Below are 18,163 nucleotides of genomic sequence, written 5' to 3' on the forward strand. Positions count from 1 at the left end.
CAGGCCAACATTTCATTGCGTGAGCTATAATATTATGTATAAGCTATTTTTTATCGTCGCTGTCCTTATCATTTCCAGTTGCTCAAGTGTACCGCCTATTCAATTGGCTTCAAAAAGTAAGTCTCCATTTGAAAATGCAATTTTTGCTAATCGAACTGTGATATTGGATCAGCCGACAAAAAGGAGTGAAGAGTCATATCGTATTTTCCGGAAAGCAGCAACAGGTTTTGTATCATTACAAACTGTGCGAGAAAATGCGGAACACGCATCAATTACTTTTTGTGAGCGTAAAAATAAAGTAATGCATGGCCTTACCGAAACTGCTGCAAAGCCTCCATATCTATTGAGGAATTTTCCACGAGTAGAACTAGTGTTTGAGTGTATTGAGAAATCTAAGAATGGAAATAATAATCTCGTAGTAGGGAAATATGAGAAACTTGCAGCCTTAAAAAAATTATTAGATGAAGATGTGCTTACTGAACAGGAATTTGAAAAAGAAAAGACTAAAGTTTTGATCGAAAATTAATTAAATTTGCTCAGTCTACTGTAACTTCAATCGAGTGAAAATTTTAATTATAACAATCTCTTAATTCAAGATCAGCAAAGAAGAGCATGATTTCATGTTAGATCATCATGTGAGTTTTTTTTGTCTTGAGTTGGAGGGCGACGCCGGCTTCGTTGCCAAGGCAAGGGGCGTTCAAGTGCTTCAGGCACTTCGCCACTGGTTGAACGTAAACGTAGATGCAGCGCGGCTTGTGCCATTAAATTTGCAGATACGGGCGCAGTAATGAACGCCAATAAAGTCAGTAAGAGTTCGGCAAAACCAAACCGACCTTGAAAAGCTGAAAAAATCATCGCAGCAATTAAAAAACTACCTAAACCTAAGGTGCTGGATTTTGTCGGAGCATGCAGACGCATAAACAAGTCAGGTAAGCGCACCATGCCAATACCGCCGACTAACATAAAGAATGAGCCAATCATTAAAAAAATTGAGACGAGAATTTCCATCGCGAGTTGCATCACTGTTTCTCCTAATCTACGACATGGCCAGTGGTAAAGTAGCGAGCCAGCGCTGCGGTGGAAACGAATCCAAGCATGGCAACCAATAAAGCCCCTTCAAATAAGGCAGTACTTGCCCAATAGATGCCAAGAATCACCACTAGGCACGTTGCATTCAGAAATAAGGTATCTAATGCCAGCAGACGGTCCACAATAGATGGCCCCATGACTAAACGGACCAGGCAAAGAAACATCGAGATGGTGATGGCTACCAGACATATGCCGAGTGCATAAGGCAAAATGGTCATGAGTCTTCTCCTGATTCCACAGCAAAAATAGCCATGAGTGCTTTTTCATAACGATTTTTAATTTCTAGAATGTCTATTTCAGCATTATCAGTACTCAAGGCATGAACTAAAATATCACCACGATCATCATCAATCCCTGCGGTCACTGTACCCGGGGTAGTGGTAATAATCAGTGCGAGCAATACATTGACTTGTTCATGCTGAGTTTCTAAAGGTACACGAAACCATTTGGGATGCAGTTTATGGGTCGGTCCAAGTACCAGTTTAGCCACTTGAATATTACAAACAATAATATCCCATAACACCACAAAAAATAATTTTGCCGCTAACACCCAGTTGATATCTGGCGTACGGGTAATAAAGGGGCTGACCAAACGCGGAATTAGAATCCCCAGCAACAATGCCATAAGCAGTGTTGCTGAATCGAGACTATGTGCCAACATGATCCAGCTTACAGCCACAATAACCGATACAAATGGATGCGGTAACCAATTTTCCCAGAAAGATGTTTTTTGCATGGTTAAGGCTCCCTTGGCTTGAGCTTGGCATCATCCGGATGAACAGGTTCCTGCACGTGCTGTTGATTGATTTGGCGTTGCTTATACTCTGAGATATGCTCGCCTTGCAGCGTCTTTTCAGAAATGATGTACGGAATCAGATGCGCATTAGGATCAACTGTTTCACCGCCATATTTGGTTTCAGGCAGGTTTTCAGGATCATAAGGTTGAACGCTAATGACCTGATTAAGGTTATCTTTATGCAGAATAATCCCTTCATAGAGGACATTATTTTGCATTTGTTCAGCCGTTTTAAACATATACTGCTGAATAGGGCCGGCACAGATCATATAGACGATTAAACCTGAAAGCAGTAAATAGATAGTTTTGTCATTTCGGGCAGGCGATTGTTCAGGCAAACCTTGATAGGCTTTAAACTCCTCCTTACTTGGATTGTCTTCCGGCGTGGTTGCACGCCAAAACAGCACAAAACCAATTCGGGTAAACGCAATAATACTGAGTAAACTTACAATCAGCACCACAATAATAATCACCAGTTGATAGGGTGAATGTGAAGTGGCTTGCAAGATAAAGATTTTGCCCAAAAATCCACTAAATGGTGGTAAACCTGCCATCATCAAAGCAATTAAAAAGAAGACTAATGACACCAATTTATGTTGTTTCATTTGCGGTGCAATATTGAAATGATCCTTGAATGCTCCGCGTTGTGAAGTAATCCAGCCCGAGAGCAAATAAAATGCAGCCCCAATCAGGGTGCTATGCACTAAATAATAAAGTGCCGCAGCCCATGCCAAAGTGTTAAACAATGAAATCGCAATTAAGATGGTTCCGATCGAAGACAAAATCATAAAACCGACGAAGCGACGTAAGCGTTCTGCACCAATCGCCCCGATTACACCGTAAATAGAGGTGATAAGACCAATCGGCAGTAACCAGCTCGCCAAAATGCTGTGGCTTAAATCATCTTCAAAAATGGTGCCATTAATACGTAAGATGGCATAAATGCCGACTTTGGTCATAATGGTAAAAATTGCTGCAACAGGGGTTGTTGCGACCGCATAGGTTTTCGGTAACCAGAAACCTAGCGGCAACATGGCAGCTTTAATCCCAAATACGACAAATAACAGTAAGCCACCTGCGACAGCGAGTTTGTGCTGGTCGGCTTCTAATAGCGGAATCAGGCGTGCGACATCTGTCATGTTTAAACTGCCGACACTGCCGTAAATTATGCCAAGTCCAATCAGAAACAGGGCAGAGGCCAACAAGTTAATGGTGACGTAATGAATTCCGAGTTGAAAGCGTGCCTTGCCTTGTCCATGTACCAGCAGCACATAAGACGCCATCAACAAGATCTCAAAGAATACAAATAAGTTAAATAAGTCGCCTGTCAGGAATGCACCGCATAAGCCCATGAGCAAGAAATGGAACATGACATGAAAATAGCGTCCTCGTGCATCCCATTCATGACTGGCATACCATAAAATAGGGGTCGCTAGGGCATAGGTAAGCACCAGCATCAGGGCAGACAGCTGATCTAACACCAAGACAATCCCGAATGGTGCAGACCATTCACCTAAACTATAGATACTGATTTGCCCATTACTGGCCAAGTTCAAATACAGAATAGCCGTGGCTAAACCTAAAATGGATGAGATGTAACTAATCCCACGACGCCACGGTTGACGCCAATCCTGTGATAATGCGCCTGCGCCTGGATTCCCCAAAAGCACCAATAAAAAGGCAGTAAAAGCTGGAATTAGAATGCTAAAAATAGGGGTGTGTTCAGTCCAAAACTGGATGATAGCATTCATTAAGGCTCATCCTCACGCGGGTCAATTGGCACAATATCTTCTTTGGAGTCAACGTGATCTGTTCCCGTTTCATAGCGACTACGTAAAGCCAACTGTATAATAAAAGCCGTGGTTGCAAAGCCAATGACAATTGCTGTTAACACTAAAGCTTGCGGTAAGGGGTCAGTTGCTTTGGTGGTTTCAGTCAGAACCGCTGGAGCATTGACCTGAATCCGTCCCATGGCAAACAGGAATAAATTGACCGCATAACCAATCATGGCAAGACCTAGCACCACGGGAAAGGTACGGGCACGCAAAATAAGATAAATTCCCGTTGCTGTCAGTAATCCAATAGCAGAGGCGAGTAAAAATTCTAGACTGATCATTTTATTCTCCCTTCAATACTGGGCCAGCCATGCCGGAATGACGAGAGTCACCTAAGACTGAAATCATCAGCATGGTTGCACCAACAACCGTGACATAGACCCCGACATCAAATAAGGCAGCAGAAGCCAGATGAATTTCACCTAAAACTGGTGGTGAGATATAAAAGTGTGCGCTGGTGAGGAATGGACGTCCCCAGAACCAGGCACCCAGTCCGGTTAGTCCTGCAATGACTAAGCCTGAACCAATCCAGACTTCATATAAACGTCCCGATTGGGCTTTCAGCATTTGTTCTGCCTGATCTTGACCCAGTGCAATGTATTGAATCAAGAGGGCAAGTGAGGTAATTAAGCCGGCAATAAATCCACCCCCCGGCAAGTTATGACCGCGCAGAAAGATATAAAGACTTACCACCAGGGCTAATGGTAAAACCCAGGATGCGGTGATACGGAACATTAATGGAGAGGGATTAAAACGATAGGTTAAACCCTGAGTAATGATGGTACCGTGGGTACGCATGCCATCCATTAAACACAAGGCACCAATGGCAGCAATACCGAGTACGGTAATCTCACCAAAGGTATCGAAACCACGGAAGTCGACCAAAATGACATTCACGACATTGGTTCCACCGCCCAGTGGAATCGATTGCTGCATGAAGAACCATGAAATCGAGTTGTGATCACGGGTCAAGATCAACCAGCTAATCCAGCCAATACCGAGACCGCCACCAATGGCAATCAGTGCATCACGCCAGCGACGTGAAACACTGGATTCATACGGGGTAAGCTGTGGCAATAATGATAAGCTCATTAGCAAGAGTACGGTGGTGACGACATCAACCGTAATTTGGGTTAAAGCCAGATCGGGTGCAGACAAGGTCACAAAAACCAGGGTCACCACTAAACCTACCGCACCACTAATCAGCACCGCTTTAATCCGTTCATGATGGAACCACAACATCATCCAGCAGGCAGAGAACAAGAGCAGCCAAAGCACAATCGCAATTGCAGGTGCATGGGTTAATTCACGTGTACCTGTGGTGAGTCCCTGATTCAGCAGTGGCATGGCAAGTAATGCAGCACTAAATAATACAATCCACATTAAATAGCTTTGCAGCGAACCATTTTCAGTTTTACGTTTAAACTTGCGTGAATTGAGTAACAGATGCTTTAAGAATAAATCAAACAGGATTCTGCCTTGGAATTTACCCAGTATAGGATCAAGGTCAATCTCACGGATTTTACCGTTTTTAGCGAAAGCGAAATAGAAAATTACCCCACCCAATAGCGCAATAATACTCATCACTAAAGGGGCATTGAAGCCATGCCAAATTGCGAGATGTGTGCCTGCAAAGTCCGGTAATTGAGTGCTGGCACGCGTGGTTGAATTGACAATTTTTTCAACCAAAAGAGCAGGGGCAAGACCGACTAAGATACACAAAACAGCAAGTATAAGCGCGGGTGCACGCATGCCAAAAGGCGGCTCATGCGCATTTTGATTGGGAACTTGTCGACCTAGCGGGCCATCAAAAAAGACCCCATGAACCAAGCGTACTGAATAAGCGACCGCGAAGATTCCCGCCAGTGTTGCCATGACCGCCGAAAAAATCATTACTGGCCCAGAGAGATTGGCCAGCAATTCAGTAAAGAACATCTCTTTAGACAAGAAACCGTTGGTCAGTGGTACGCCAGCCATAGAGGCAGCAGTGATCATGGTCAGGGTGGCAGTAAACGGCAGGAGTTGCCAGATCCCGTTTAACTTGCGTAAATCACGGGTTCCGGTTTCATGGTCAATAATTCCGGCAAGCATGAACAATGCGGCTTTAAAGGTCGCATGGTTAATGATATGAAAAATGGCTGCGGCAATCGCGAGCGGCGATCCTATCCCCAATAGGCAGACAATCAAGCCTAAGTGACTAATGGTGGAATAGGCGAGTAAGCCTTTTAAATCTTCTTTAAAAATGGCAAAAAAGGCGGCCATACACAGGGTAAACAGCCCCACAAAAGTCACAATATTATGATAAAGCGCTGCACCGACAAAGATCGGGGTAAAACGTGCTAGCAGGAAAATTCCGGCTTTGACCATGGTGGCCGAATGTAAATATGCCGATACCGGTGTAGGTGCCGCCATGGCATTGGGCAGCCAAAAATGAAAGGGAAACTGGGCGCTTTTGGTAAATGCACCCATTAAAATTAGCAAGAGGGTAGGAATAAACAATGAATGGCTTTGAATTTTCTCTGTCATCATTAAAATTTGGTCTATCTGGTAAGTTCCAGTAATTTGACCGAGCAGAATAAAGCCACCGAGCATTGATAGACCGCCCATCCCGGTGATCGTCAACGCCATACGCGAACCACGTTGTGCAGCCTCGTAATTGCTCCAGTAACCGACCAAAAGGAACGACGAAATACTGGTCAGTTCCCAAAAAATCAGCATTAAAATTAAATTATTCGACAGCGAGATGCCCAGCATGGCTGCCATAAATAACATCAGCAACAGGTAAAGTTTACTGAGAGAATTTCTTGGACTTAAATAATAATAAGCATAAATATAAATCAGGGTACCGATACCGCTAATCAGCAAAGCAAACAACAGGCCCAAGGCATCCAGACGAAAGCTTAAATCGATGCCGAGCTGGGGTAACCATGACCAGCTCTGGGTGATGGTTCCACCATTAAAAACGTATTTTGCTTGCGTTAGTAACAAGATCAGGCTGCTTAGACTGACACCAATTGCCGCTAAAGCGGTTAGCCCGCGTGAAGAATGTTTCAGCCACGAGACAAGGGTTGTGCCCAGTATTAACGGTAACAATATAATAATCGGTAGCACACTGATATCCACTGTCGTGATTAGGTTTGTAAAACCTAAGGGTGAATCTTATCTTTCAAGGACTACAGGACCACAAGGAGCAATCCAAAACTTCTCAATCTTGAAAGCCAAATTGAATTCAAAAAACTGAAAAACAAGCTGTGTTGCGCAACTTGTAAAAAGTGATAGTAAAATCGGATTTTACTATAAAACTTTAAAGATACTTGATTTTATTACATGAGTAAAACAACATCAATTCTTTTTGCGCACACTTGACTGTATTATACGCCCCTCAAGTCTTTCTTGGTGTCGCGTGTTTAGACAGATGAAAACTTAAAAATGATTCTTGAGAATGGCTCTTTAAAATATCGAATCTTTTTAACGGCATTCAATATTTTGTTTCAGGGCAGGGAGTGGGGTGAAGAGGTATTATTTTGCTGATTCATTAAACGAAGCAATTCAGCCTGTTGTTCTACACTTAAATGCTGTTGAATCTGCTGCAACATGGTTTGTAGCGTGATGCTTTCTAATTCGGGTTCAAGCCATGGATCTGTTTCAATCACTTCTTCATTAAAAACCAGGTTTTCATAAATATGATCAAACTTGTCTTTTAAGGGTTGTAACTGCATATCAAAAATCTGTTTATTTTCAAGTTTTAAACATTGATAGTCTGCCGCATGTTCCAGTAACTCACTACGATTGCCGGTAGCAATAATTTGTAGCCGCGGAAATGCCTGATGTAAGCGTTGTAATATCACTTGGCAGGTATTTTGATCGAGCTGATGATCAATCGCATCAATCAGTAAAATTCCATCCCCTTCAAGACAGGGATATAAACTGTGCGGATTGAGTAGACATAAACGACGCACGATATCTCCCACCAGAGCGATCCAGTTTTTAATGCTATTGGAGAGTTGTTGATAAAGCATGGTTTTGCCTTGATAACTCACCATCAACTGCAATTTGGGTTGGTACTGGATATAAATATCTTCTAGAGCAGGTATTACCGTACTTAAGGCCTGTTTTAAAGCATCCAGACTGGGTGCATTCATTTGTTTCTGGGCGTTGACCAATTGCTGCAAGAAATCATTATCTTTATTTTTCTGAACGGATGGATTGGACAGCAAGTGCTGAAAAAGTTGGGCAATCTGGGCATTTTCAATATCACTAATTTCACGAAACCACTCAAAAAAACGGCTAAAGGTGGTGTAAGGAAGGGTTGAAATTTCATAAGCATGTGCGGTCTGGAAAATGACCGGATTGTTTTTGCTCAGAATATTCATTTCATTGACAAACCGTTCTGCAGGATAATAGGCAATGAGCGGCAAGCCTTGCAGTGGATCATGTTTGATCGCATTTTGATAAAGTTCGACCAAATTTTCCAGTTGCTGGGTTTCGGCTTTGCTGGTGCCAATGCCATGACTATTGAGCGTTTTATACAGCTGCCAATCGCAGTAAGAAAGCGCTTTGTCTTGTGGCTCACTGGTTTCTGTTAAAGTACCAATATCATTGGGAATTCGAACCCGAATATCAATTTTGGATTGCAAGCGCGTGAACATAATATCTTGATCAAGCATTACGACCCCCGCAGTGCGAAAGTCTTTATAGCGCGCTGCAAACCAGGTCAGTGCCTGATAAGTGAATTTTAAAACTGCGGTCTTGCCTGAGCCTTGATCGCCTAGAATCAGGGTAATCAGTTTGTCGTTAAATTTCAGCTTGAGGTCAGCAAAATGAAGTGCGTGTTTAAGTTGAACGGATTCGATTTTCATAAAACACCTGCATTGCGAAACGAGCTGAAATTATTCTCCCACGGCTTTACGCAGCGATAATGGCATTTGCTTTTTAAGTTGTTGTACCAAATCGTAAATGTGGTGAATATTTAAACTTACTTTAGCACGTGTGCAGGCAACGTAAAGTAATCTTAACTCTTCGTCACTAATTTTATGGTCTTTTTCATTCACTTTAAATTGATAGTCATCTTCGATATGCACACGATCCCACTCCAAACCTTTGGCTTTGTGTGCGGTAGAGATAATGTAGTCGGCATGTTCAATCGGGGTGATTTTTGCCAGTGCTCTTTTGAGTGGATCTGTACCGTGATCATCGACCAGTTTCACCAAAGGTTTAATGTCACTGCCATCATTGGTTTCACAGTATTCATGTACATCATGCCAAGAGTTAAACCACGCCAGTTCAGGCACATCGATGACACGGCGGCCTTGTTTGAGCATGCTGGCCGCATCGACAAAGCGATTCAGTTTGACATGGTCAGCTTGCAAACTGACTTTTTCGCCATGCAGCAAACCGGCAAGCAATAATTCCATCGCACGCGCATTGGTACGACATAAAATCGCATCGCGTTGTTTGGTATGCGGTTTATTCACCACTTTAGAATGGAGATGAGGATTACCAAGTAAAGGTACCGTTTCATTTAAAGCACCCAAAATCGCATTGGCATTTAAGGCAATTTCTTCACCGAAACGAAACGATGTGGTCAAACGAGATTCAGGCAAAGGCAGTTGTTGCATGGCATTGACTGCACCGCGCCATGCATAAATCTGTTGATGCGCGTCCCCCACATAAATCACTTGGGTATTTTTTTGACGCAGCAAAATTCCCAGCATCAATGGATCGGCATCTTGTGCTTCATCAAATAAAACATAATCTGCCGGAATATTCGGTTCAGACAATGCCCAAAGTTTCAGATAAATATCATGACCAATGCCGGCTTGATGATTCGGATCAATCGATTCTAACCAACGACGTTCAACCGCAGGATAAAGATGCTTTTGTAGTTCCGTAATATCGTCGGGATGCAACCAGCTCGGTGCCTGCAGATGGCGGGGTGCAGGATATTGCGAACTGGTCGAACAGAAATAACTCACCGCATTGGCAACCAGACTGGCCAGACGACTTGGCATCATTACATATTTTTCATAACGTCCACCCATCATCCGACGCAAAGTAATCGGTTGCAGGCGATATTCCTTGGCAATGAAACTCGGACTTAAACGCGGTAAACGCAATTTATCAGTCACGCCACGCGGCGCACTGCGAAAAGCCAGCGAGTGAAAAGTACGACAGTCGACATTACGATGAAATTTACTTTGCGCTTCTGATGCAATGGCTTTGTTAAACGCCAGATACATGCCACGCCGCTCGGGCATGGCATCACTGATCATTTGTAAAGTGGTGGTTTTACCTGTGCCTGCATACGCAATCACTTTAAAGGATTTGCCTAAACGCCCATTGTCTATAGCAATAGCCTGCTCATAGGTCGGGTTCGGTTTCTGCGAATTAGACACAGTCATTGGCTTAATGTTGACGATTGGCTTTTTCAACCAATCCGGATAAACCTTGGCGACGTGCCAATTCGTTGAGCACCAATTGTGGTTCAAGGTCGAAATAGCCGAGCATGACAATGGTATGGAACCATAAATCTGCCACTTCATAAATTAAATCATTTTTATTGTCTTCATGCGCTTCGGCTTTAAAGTCTTTCGCTGCGATGACGGTCTCAATGCTTTCTTCACCGACTTTTTCTAAAATCTTGTTTAAGCCCTTGTGATACAGCTTGGCTACATAAGAAGAATCTGGATCAGCTGCTTTGCGCTCTGTCATCATCTGACCTAAATAATCCAGCACTTCCACTTGTTCAGATTGGGCAGTCGAGGCATTCATGGCCAGCGTATGTGGGTTATGTGGATGGGCAGATTTTTCAGCGTAAATTTGGCTTGGGTCTTTTAATTGCGCATCGACAATTTCCCAGCCATTTGGTGTCAATTTACGGTAGAAACACGATTCACGACCGGTATGGCAGGCAATACCGCCGTGTTGTTCAATTTGCAATACAATCACGTCAGCATCACAGTCCAGACGGATTTCATACACGGTTTGGAAATGACCTGATTCTTCACCCTTATGCCACAATTTTTGGCGTGAACGGGAGAAGTAAACGGCTTGGTTTTTTTCTGCCGTTAAGGCTAAAGCTTCACGATTCATCCATGCGACCATCAGTACTCGACCGCTTTGATGATGCTGTGCAATGGCAGGAATTAGACCTTGTTCGTTAAATTTTACTTCATCGAGCCATTGCACGTTGTTCATGAGAATTTCACCAAAAATATGTTCAAAATTAAAAAGAGCGAATGAAAATCGCCATCGCATAGTGTACGTGATTAGCACTGCTTTGAGAAAAAAATATACGCTGCATGCGCATAATGGCGCTTGATCTCTTTGCAATATGAAAGCTTAAAAATACTGTGCTCTATTTTCATAGGATCAAAAGAATTGAAAAGACTGCAGATTTAAAACCAAGAGCGTAGCTCAGGCTATACTGAAAGCAGCCTGCAATGGCTTTATAAATCTCGTATAAATTGCGAAAAATTTTGTTTTTCCACCATTTCAAGAAATTCATCGCCCAAGCGCTGGCTTTCTGCTACGCATTGGTTCCACATTTGAATGCGCTGTTTGTGGTTTAAACCTTTTAAGCTAAAGTCTTTACGATCCGGCAGACGTCCAAGCGGTAGCGATTGCAAATATGCTTGTGAAGGGGAAATCAGTAAAGTTCGTGCCTGATTTTCAGGGTTGGCTTGACGCTTTTTCAACATTTTATCGAACCAGCCTGGTGTAATGCGGTCGCTAAAGTGCGGATATAGCACAATGCCTTGACTCTCAAAGGGCAGGTCAATGTGATAGTCAATTAACCCGCCATCACGGTAACTGCCTTTGGGTGCATCGGGAATATCACGAATAGCCGCCATAACGCCCGGAATGGACGCAGAAGCCATTAGCCAAGGTGTGACATTATCGCTATTTAAAGTTTGATAATGGGTGATAAAATCATCATCCACTTTAAATTGTGTACCCATTTCAGGTTGACTGATCACGCGCTGCATGAACAGACGATTGTGTTTACGTCCAAGCGCATTACTGCCAATAATGCCAGCCACCGATGCCAGTAATGGCAGGGAATGATCACTCTGAAAAATATGTTGGGCTTTAATGGAAATCACAGCGAGATGATAATCAGGATGATCCACCAGTTGTTGTTCTTTGTCTTGAATCAGATCAATCAACATGCCTTTGCAAATATTGCCGACATCGTGACGTGACATTTTTTTATCGAAATACAGGTTGGTATAAAGTTCTGAAAGACGTTCAGTGCCTTCTTTAGCACCCCAAGCCAGAATACTGGCAAAACGCCAACTGCCAATGGATGAACCGATCAGAGTTCTGCGCTGTGGGGCTTGTGCCAAGAAATTGCCAAAAATAGCTTGGTCTAAACCTTGTATGCCAATGCCTTTCGGACCACCTGCAGCACCGGGAATAATATCTACAAAGCGTGCTTGTAGACCTTCTTTTTCAATCAGTTGGCGTGCAAGATGACCGGCACCTAAGTTTAATGCAGGCGGACGTTTCAGCAGGATTTGCGTCATGATCTATGATTAAATATACAAGTGTGTTGTTATTTTAGGCTGTTAGACATAAGCAACAATGGCAAGAGTCATCAGTTGTTGACTGCTCAGTCATTAGGCAGAAAAAAAGCCAGACTATTTAAATAGTCTGGCTGCTTAAAAATCTAGATTTGCATGAATTTCTTTATTTCACCACACGCCAAACCGCAAGCAAGCTTGAAAATACAATCAGCAGAATCGAAACATACCATGGTGCAATAATCGCAATCGATAATAATATCGCCATTAAACTACCGAAAATCCAGCTGCGTTTTTGTTGGTTTTCCATTTGCAAACGCATGCTTTGCAATTCATTTAACTGTTTTGAATGCCAAGCAGACTGGTTTTTTAGACCGTTTAAACTGTCGATCATCAGGCTCGGTAAGTCTTGTGCGCCCAGAAGAAGGTCTGGAATTTTTTGTCCCAATTCCTTCAGGTTCTTCTGCGGATTCATTTGCGCTTTAATCCAGTCGGTGAGGATCGGTTTTGCCAGTTTCCAGATATCCAGTTCCGGATAAAGATCAGTTCCCAAGCCTTCTACATGCACCAAAGTTTTCAGCAACAGCATCAACTGCGGTGGAATTTCCAGATGGAAACGACGGGCAATATCCATCACTTGAATCAGGATACCGGCAAAGTCCAGCTCATGCATAGGTTTCGATACCATGGGTCCCACGGTACGACGCATTTCACGCGCTAAAGCATCTTGGTCTGTGCCCGGCGGAATCCAACCGGCTTGATGCACCACCAGAATCAGTTGCATAAAGTCACTGTTCATCACTGCCAGTAACATGCGTGCCACGGTCATTTGATCGTGTTTGGAAAGTTCACCCATAATCGCGCAATCCAGCGCAATAAAGCGTGGATTACTCGGGTTAATGGTTTCAACAAACACGTTACCCGGATGCATGTCGGCATGGAAGAAGTTGTCACGGAACACTTGAGTGAAAAAGATGGTTAAACCTTTCTCTGCCAAGTCCGCGCGATTCATACCCATACGGTCAAAAGTGGCAATATCGGAAATAGGAACGCCAGTGATGCGTTCAGCGACCATTACATCTTTGCTGTCCATATACACTTCAGGCACATACATCATACTTGAGCCCGTGAAGTAATGGCGCATACGACGAGTGTTGTCGGCTTCTAAAGTCAAATCCAGTTCATTCAGAATGATTTGACGATAGTCCTGAATAATTTCCGATAAATGCAGTGCACGTGCTGCTTCCAAGCGTTTTTCTAAGGCGGCACCGAGCCAATCTAGAATTTCAAAATCTTGTAAAATTTGAGTGCGAATATTGGGGCGGGTGACTTTCACCACCACTTCACGGCCATCATGCAAGGCCGCAGTATGCACCTGAGCGATGGAAGCCGCGGCAAGTGGTTGTTCATCGAAACGGGCAAACAGGGTATTTACATCGGCTTTCAGCGATTCCTGAATGCGCATTTTGGCAACGTTATTGTCAAACGGTTTGACTTGGTCTTGTAAAAGCACCAATTGTTGTAAAACTTCGGGTGGAATCAAATCACGACGGGTCGAGAGCAATTGCCCGAGTTTAATCGCTAACGGCCCCATATCCTCTAAAGCTTCTTTCAGCTTGAGTGGATTTTTACGTTCACGGCTAGACCAGGCAGCGGGGTGCATGCGAATCAGGCTTAGAACATGACGGGCTTTTTCAGGTAATTCTTCCGCAGGAAACAACGTGTCGAGTCTATAGTGCGCGGCGATGCGCCAAAGTTCGAGTAAACGTGAAACGTGCGGAATCATAAATGTTTATACCTGGTTTTGAGTTGAATCAATCTGTGCCTGAAGCTGCTGAATTTTGGCTTCGGCGCGATCTAAGTTTTGATTAAAAATTCGGGTGTCTTGATTGAGATCATCCATTTGCCAGCGTGGGGCAAACAGACCTGTATCTTCTTTTAATGCATCTTCGGCAAAGAATGCATAGCTTGAAAGGGTACGTTTTAAATGTTTCGGTGCAAGTTGAATCTTACCCAGTTCATGTGCAAGGGCGGGACCAATCCACGGACTTAAATGCGAGGCTAAATCCGGTTCGGCCTGTTGCATGATGCGTTGAATATCCTGCAACAAATGATAGTCACCTTGCAGCGGAATATTGCCGACATCGTCCGCCAATAACAGTTTCAACAGCTCGACCACATTTTTAACTTGCAAAGTGGCGGTCGCTTCAGAAACTTGCTGGTTTTTATCAAACGGGCGTTGTTCGAAAATCGAGGGTTCATCGCTTTGACCGGTGATTGTCGGTTCTAAACGCACCTTATTGTCGTCAAAAAATACATCGACAGAAAGCTGTGGTGAATCAATCACCACACGCAACATTTTGCCTTGCAGTTCATTCAGCTGGATGCGGGTAATCGCATCCAGATCAATCACATGATGAATTAATCGTTCAACTGCACCGAGTGCCAGAATCGACCACATAGCATGAAACCTTAAAGTTTAAAGCCGCGGTGAACCGCCACAATACCACCGGTTAAGTTGTGGTAATCACAGTTTTGGAAGCCTGCATTTTCCATCATACCTTTAAGGGTACGTTGGTCTGGATGCATACGGATGGATTCTGCCAGGTATTTATAGCTTTCCGAGTCATTGGCAATAATTTTGCCCATAATGGGTAAAGCGGTAAACGAATACAAGTCATAAAGTTTAGAGAATGGCTCAAACACAGGTTTAGAGAATTCAAGCACCAATAAACGCCCGCCTGGCTTAAGCACGCGGTACATTGCAGAGAGTGCCGCATCTTTGTCGGTCACGTTACGTAAACCAAAGCTGATGGTGAGCAGGTCAAAACTGTTGTCTGCAAATGGCTCTAAAGTTTCAGCATTGGCTAAAACGAAATCGACATTGCTACAGCCGGCATCGATTAAACGGTCACGACCGACATTCAGCATTGATTCATTGATGTCAGACAGTACCACATGACCGGTAGGACCAACTTCACGACTGAAGACTTTAGCCAAGTCACCTGTACCACCTGCAATATCCAATACATGCTGACCACGACGTACGCCAGACATGTTAATGGCAAAGCGCTTCCATAAACGGTGAATACCGAATGACATCAAGTCATTCATGATGTCGTATTTGCTCGCGACCGAGTGGAACACTTCCGCCACTTTTTGTGCTTTATCTTCGCTACTTACCGTTTTAAAACCAAAATGGGTAGTTTCACCGACATTGCCGGTGTTTGCGCCACGCGGCAGATTGTATTTAGGAACTGAACCGGTGACAGGCGTATCGGTCAACTGTTGTTGTAAGGTGTGTTGCTGACCTTGTGCTGTCCCTTGCGGTAATGGTTCAGTTAAGAATGGACTCACTTTGTCTTTATTTTGTGCCGGCTCGGGTGTGGAGGTAGGCGTTTGATTTTCGTTAGACATAGAGTCACTCCTAACATAAAAATAGGGTTAATGTTGCAGTGCTTGCATGATGACAGATTCTAAGACGTTGTACAGTAATCAGCATGCAATTGTTATGAATAATATACAGAAATTTGTTCTGTGTTTTTATTCGCGGCTCAGTGTTACTTCCATCACAGCCTGACGTTATTGAAATGGATGGGCATCACCAGCATGAACTTTATGAATGATTTGTCGTTCAACCGCAGTAAAATCTTTGACGAACTTCTCAGCCGACTTTAACGGTTTCATCGCTAAAAAGCCATCCTGCATAAACTCATACATCACCTGAAAGTTATATTTTTGAGCAGTGCCTTTACACATTTTAAATGCGGTATAAACCATGAATGAACGCATGTATTTATCTAGGCTAAAACCGAGCTGATCCAGTAAATCCAACTGCTTGAGGCGATGTTGTCCCTGATTCAGTTTAAGGTAAGTCAGACGCATCATCTCATCAGTTAAAGCTTCATGGGGATGATAATCTTCGAGCAATTGCATGGCGACTTGTTCATCTAGCTGTACGGCTAAAATCGCCAGTTCAACGCCAGAGGTGCCGGTTTTAATGGCATTTTCAGGAATCAGATTTTCTGCTTTATGGGCATATTTGGTTAAACGGGCAATTTGCTCTGCTAAAGCATCGAAATCTGAACCGCCATACAGTCGATTCAGAAAGTATTCGGACATTAAAATATTGTGTTTTTCTGCGAATTGTTTGACATGCGTGTTTTGCATGCGCTGTTTTTGCCAGGCTTGAACATCTTGAAGACGTGGGGAAATGTCAGGATTTTGATGATAATTCAATTGATAGTACAACTCTAACAATTCATCCAATGCAGCCAGTTTTGACATTATGCGTCTCTATTTTTTTTAGATAGCTAAATATTAGAGGGAGATTGATGAAGTCGCTATGACAATATGATAGAAAAATGATTTCAAATCGGTCAGTTTGATGTCGAAATAATCAATTCTAAGCAACATAAACTGAACATCTTGCTCTATTGTGTGGTTTTGAGCTTCGCTATACTGCAATGAAGAACAATAGATTAGAGAATAATATGCCTTCAGAAAAAATAGAAAGTCAGCTCGTGGATGAAGATGAACTCTCCTTGAACCTGGTTGAAGCGCAATATCTTTTAAGAAATACCCGCGACCAAAAAAATGCCAAAAGCGTGTTGGTTTTAGTCAATGGAATTGAACTTGCAGGTAAAGGGGAGTCGGTTAAGCAACTGCGTGAATGGGTCGATCCGCGTTATTTGCGAGTTAAAGCCGATCCACCGATTATGCTGGATCAGAAGCAAACTTTTTGGCAACCTTATGCACCTTTCATTCCTGCTGAAGGGCAAATCATGGTGATGTTTGGCAATTGGTACAGTGATTTGCTGGTCACCGCTTTGCATGTGTCTAAACCGCTAGATGAAACTGTGTTTGATGCCTATATCGAAGATATGCGGGCGTTTGAGCAGGATTTAAAAAACAACCATGTCGATGTGATTAAGGTCTGGTTTGACTTGTCCTGGAAATCTTTGCAGAAACGACTCGACAATATGGACCCTAGTGAAGTGCACTGGCATAAATTACATGGTCTGGACTGGCGCAATAAAAAGCAATATGACAATTTACAAAAACTGCGCCAGCGTTTTACCGATGACTGGACGGTGATTGAATGTGAGGATGAAAAAGCACGGGATCAGCAATTTGCCCACATCATTTTAGCTGCCTTAGAGAATTGTCCAGAACATTTGGTTACAACCCAAGCCGAGTGGAAACAAGCGATTGTTGCAGAGGCTTTATTGCATCCGGAAAATCAGCCTGCGAGTAATGAAGACTATAAAAAAGAGTTGAAAAAACTCTCCCTAAAAGTGGCCGAAGCCCTGCGTTTTGATGATCGTCAAGCCATTATTGTTTTTGAAGGGATGGACGCGGCAGGTAAAGGCGGTGCAATTAAACGGATTGTCAAAAATCTGGATCCACGTGAATATGATATTCACACCATTGCCGCACCTGAAAAATATGAGTTGCGTCACCCGTATTTATGGCGATTCTGGAACAAATTACAGACCGATGAGGATATTACCATTTTTGACCGTTCCTGGTATGGAAGGGTATTGGTCGAGCGTATTGAAGGTTTTGCCAGTGAGGCTGAATGGCAACGCGCCTATGATGAAATTAACCGTTTTGAAAAAGATTTAGTCAATAGTCAAACAGTGGTGATTAAATTGTGGCTGGCCATTAGTAAAGATGAACAAGAAGCGCGCTTTAAAGCACGTGAAGATACCCCGCATAAACGCTTTAAAATTACCGCAGATGATTGGCGTAATCGTGAAAAATGGGATGAATATTTAAATGCCGCGGCAGATATGTTTGAACGAACCGGTACCGATTATGCACCGTGGTACATTATTGCCAACAATGATAAAAATACCGCACGTTTAGAAGTATTACGCGCCATTTTAAAACAACTGAGAGCGGATTAAGCTCTC

At 43.3% G+C, this 18,163-nt stretch carries 16 protein-coding genes; 2 read left to right on the forward strand and 14 right to left on the reverse strand.

Going from position 1 to position 18,163, the window contains the following annotated elements; translation table 11 throughout:
* The first annotated feature begins 34 nt into the window (after positions 1–34).
* A complete protein-coding gene (locus tag ACP69Y_RS11560) occupies positions 35–526 on the forward strand; it encodes an SHOCT domain-containing protein (protein ID WP_425918525.1) in 492 nt (163 codons plus the stop codon).
* A 92-nt stretch (positions 527–618) separates the two neighbouring features.
* On the opposite strand, the gene ACP69Y_RS11565 is transcribed toward ACP69Y_RS11560, so the two are convergent.
* From ACP69Y_RS11565 to ACP69Y_RS11630, 14 genes are all read right to left on the reverse strand, one after another.
* Complete coding sequence (locus ACP69Y_RS11565) at positions 619–1,020, reverse strand: Na+/H+ antiporter subunit G (protein WP_425918526.1); 402 nt, start codon at positions 1,018–1,020, stop codon at positions 619–621.
* Positions 1,021–1,031: 11 nt separating this feature from the next.
* Entirely contained in the window at positions 1,032–1,307 is a 276-nt protein-coding gene (locus tag ACP69Y_RS11570; RefSeq protein ID WP_425918527.1) for a monovalent cation/H+ antiporter subunit F, read from the reverse strand.
* The gene (locus ACP69Y_RS11575) at positions 1,304–1,825 is read right to left on the reverse strand and encodes a Na+/H+ antiporter subunit E (RefSeq protein WP_425918528.1); all 522 of its coding nucleotides are present in this window, start codon (positions 1,823–1,825) and stop codon (positions 1,304–1,306) included. The genes ACP69Y_RS11570 and ACP69Y_RS11575 overlap by 4 nt, the downstream gene beginning before the upstream one ends.
* 2 nt (positions 1,826–1,827) lie before the next feature.
* Complete coding sequence (locus tag ACP69Y_RS11580) at positions 1,828–3,636, reverse strand: monovalent cation/H+ antiporter subunit D (RefSeq protein ID WP_425918529.1); 1,809 nt, start codon at positions 3,634–3,636, stop codon at positions 1,828–1,830.
* The gene (locus tag ACP69Y_RS11585; RefSeq protein ID WP_131216028.1) at positions 3,636–4,001 is read right to left on the reverse strand and encodes a Na+/H+ antiporter subunit C; all 366 of its coding nucleotides are present in this window, start codon (positions 3,999–4,001) and stop codon (positions 3,636–3,638) included. The genes ACP69Y_RS11580 and ACP69Y_RS11585 overlap by 1 nt, the downstream gene beginning before the upstream one ends.
* Position 4,002: 1 nt before the next feature.
* Complete coding sequence (locus ACP69Y_RS11590) at positions 4,003–6,843, reverse strand: monovalent cation/H+ antiporter subunit A (protein WP_425918530.1); 2,841 nt, start codon at positions 6,841–6,843, stop codon at positions 4,003–4,005.
* Between the two features lie 368 nt (positions 6,844–7,211).
* A complete protein-coding gene (locus tag ACP69Y_RS11595; protein WP_425918531.1) occupies positions 7,212–8,579 on the reverse strand; it encodes an ATP-binding protein in 1,368 nt (455 codons plus the stop codon).
* A 30-nt stretch (positions 8,580–8,609) separates the two neighbouring features.
* Positions 8,610–10,115 carry a UvrD-helicase domain-containing protein gene (locus ACP69Y_RS11600; protein ID WP_425918532.1) on the reverse strand — a complete coding sequence of 502 codons (1,506 nt, stop codon included), beginning with the start codon at positions 10,113–10,115 and terminating at the stop codon, positions 8,610–8,612.
* A 10-nt stretch (positions 10,116–10,125) separates the two neighbouring features.
* Positions 10,126–10,917: a bifunctional phosphoribosyl-AMP cyclohydrolase/phosphoribosyl-ATP diphosphatase HisIE gene (gene hisIE / locus ACP69Y_RS11605; RefSeq protein WP_425918533.1), complete on the reverse strand. Its 792-nt coding sequence runs from the start codon at positions 10,915–10,917 to the stop codon at positions 10,126–10,128.
* A 251-nt stretch (positions 10,918–11,168) separates the two neighbouring features.
* Positions 11,169–12,248 (reverse strand): patatin-like phospholipase family protein, encoded by a 1,080-nt coding sequence (locus ACP69Y_RS11610; protein WP_425918534.1) that lies wholly within the window; start codon positions 12,246–12,248, stop codon positions 11,169–11,171.
* A 163-nt stretch (positions 12,249–12,411) separates the two neighbouring features.
* Positions 12,412–14,031 (reverse strand): ABC1 kinase family protein, encoded by a 1,620-nt coding sequence (locus tag ACP69Y_RS11615; protein ID WP_425918535.1) that lies wholly within the window; start codon positions 14,029–14,031, stop codon positions 12,412–12,414.
* Between the two features lie 6 nt (positions 14,032–14,037).
* Positions 14,038–14,706 carry a ubiquinone biosynthesis accessory factor UbiJ gene (locus ACP69Y_RS11620; RefSeq protein ID WP_425918536.1) on the reverse strand — a complete coding sequence of 223 codons (669 nt, stop codon included), beginning with the start codon at positions 14,704–14,706 and terminating at the stop codon, positions 14,038–14,040.
* 11 nt (positions 14,707–14,717) lie between these two features.
* Positions 14,718–15,662, reverse strand: coding sequence for a bifunctional demethylmenaquinone methyltransferase/2-methoxy-6-polyprenyl-1,4-benzoquinol methylase UbiE (gene ubiE / locus ACP69Y_RS11625; protein WP_425918537.1), 945 nt, complete (start codon positions 15,660–15,662; stop codon positions 14,718–14,720).
* Positions 15,663–15,827: 165 nt separating this feature from the next.
* Positions 15,828–16,532 (reverse strand): FFLEELY motif protein, encoded by a 705-nt coding sequence (locus ACP69Y_RS11630; RefSeq protein ID WP_425918538.1) that lies wholly within the window; start codon positions 16,530–16,532, stop codon positions 15,828–15,830.
* Positions 16,533–16,738: 206 nt separating this feature from the next.
* On the opposite strand from ACP69Y_RS11630, the gene pap reads away from it, so the two are divergent.
* A complete protein-coding gene (gene pap, locus ACP69Y_RS11635) occupies positions 16,739–18,157 on the forward strand; it encodes a polyphosphate:AMP phosphotransferase (RefSeq protein WP_425918539.1) in 1,419 nt (472 codons plus the stop codon).
* Positions 18,158–18,163: the final 6 nt, after the last annotated feature.

The sequence above is a fragment of the Acinetobacter sp. TSRC1-2 genome, from assembly GCF_049895885.1.
In the GTDB taxonomy this organism is placed as follows: domain Bacteria; phylum Pseudomonadota; class Gammaproteobacteria; order Pseudomonadales; family Moraxellaceae; genus Acinetobacter.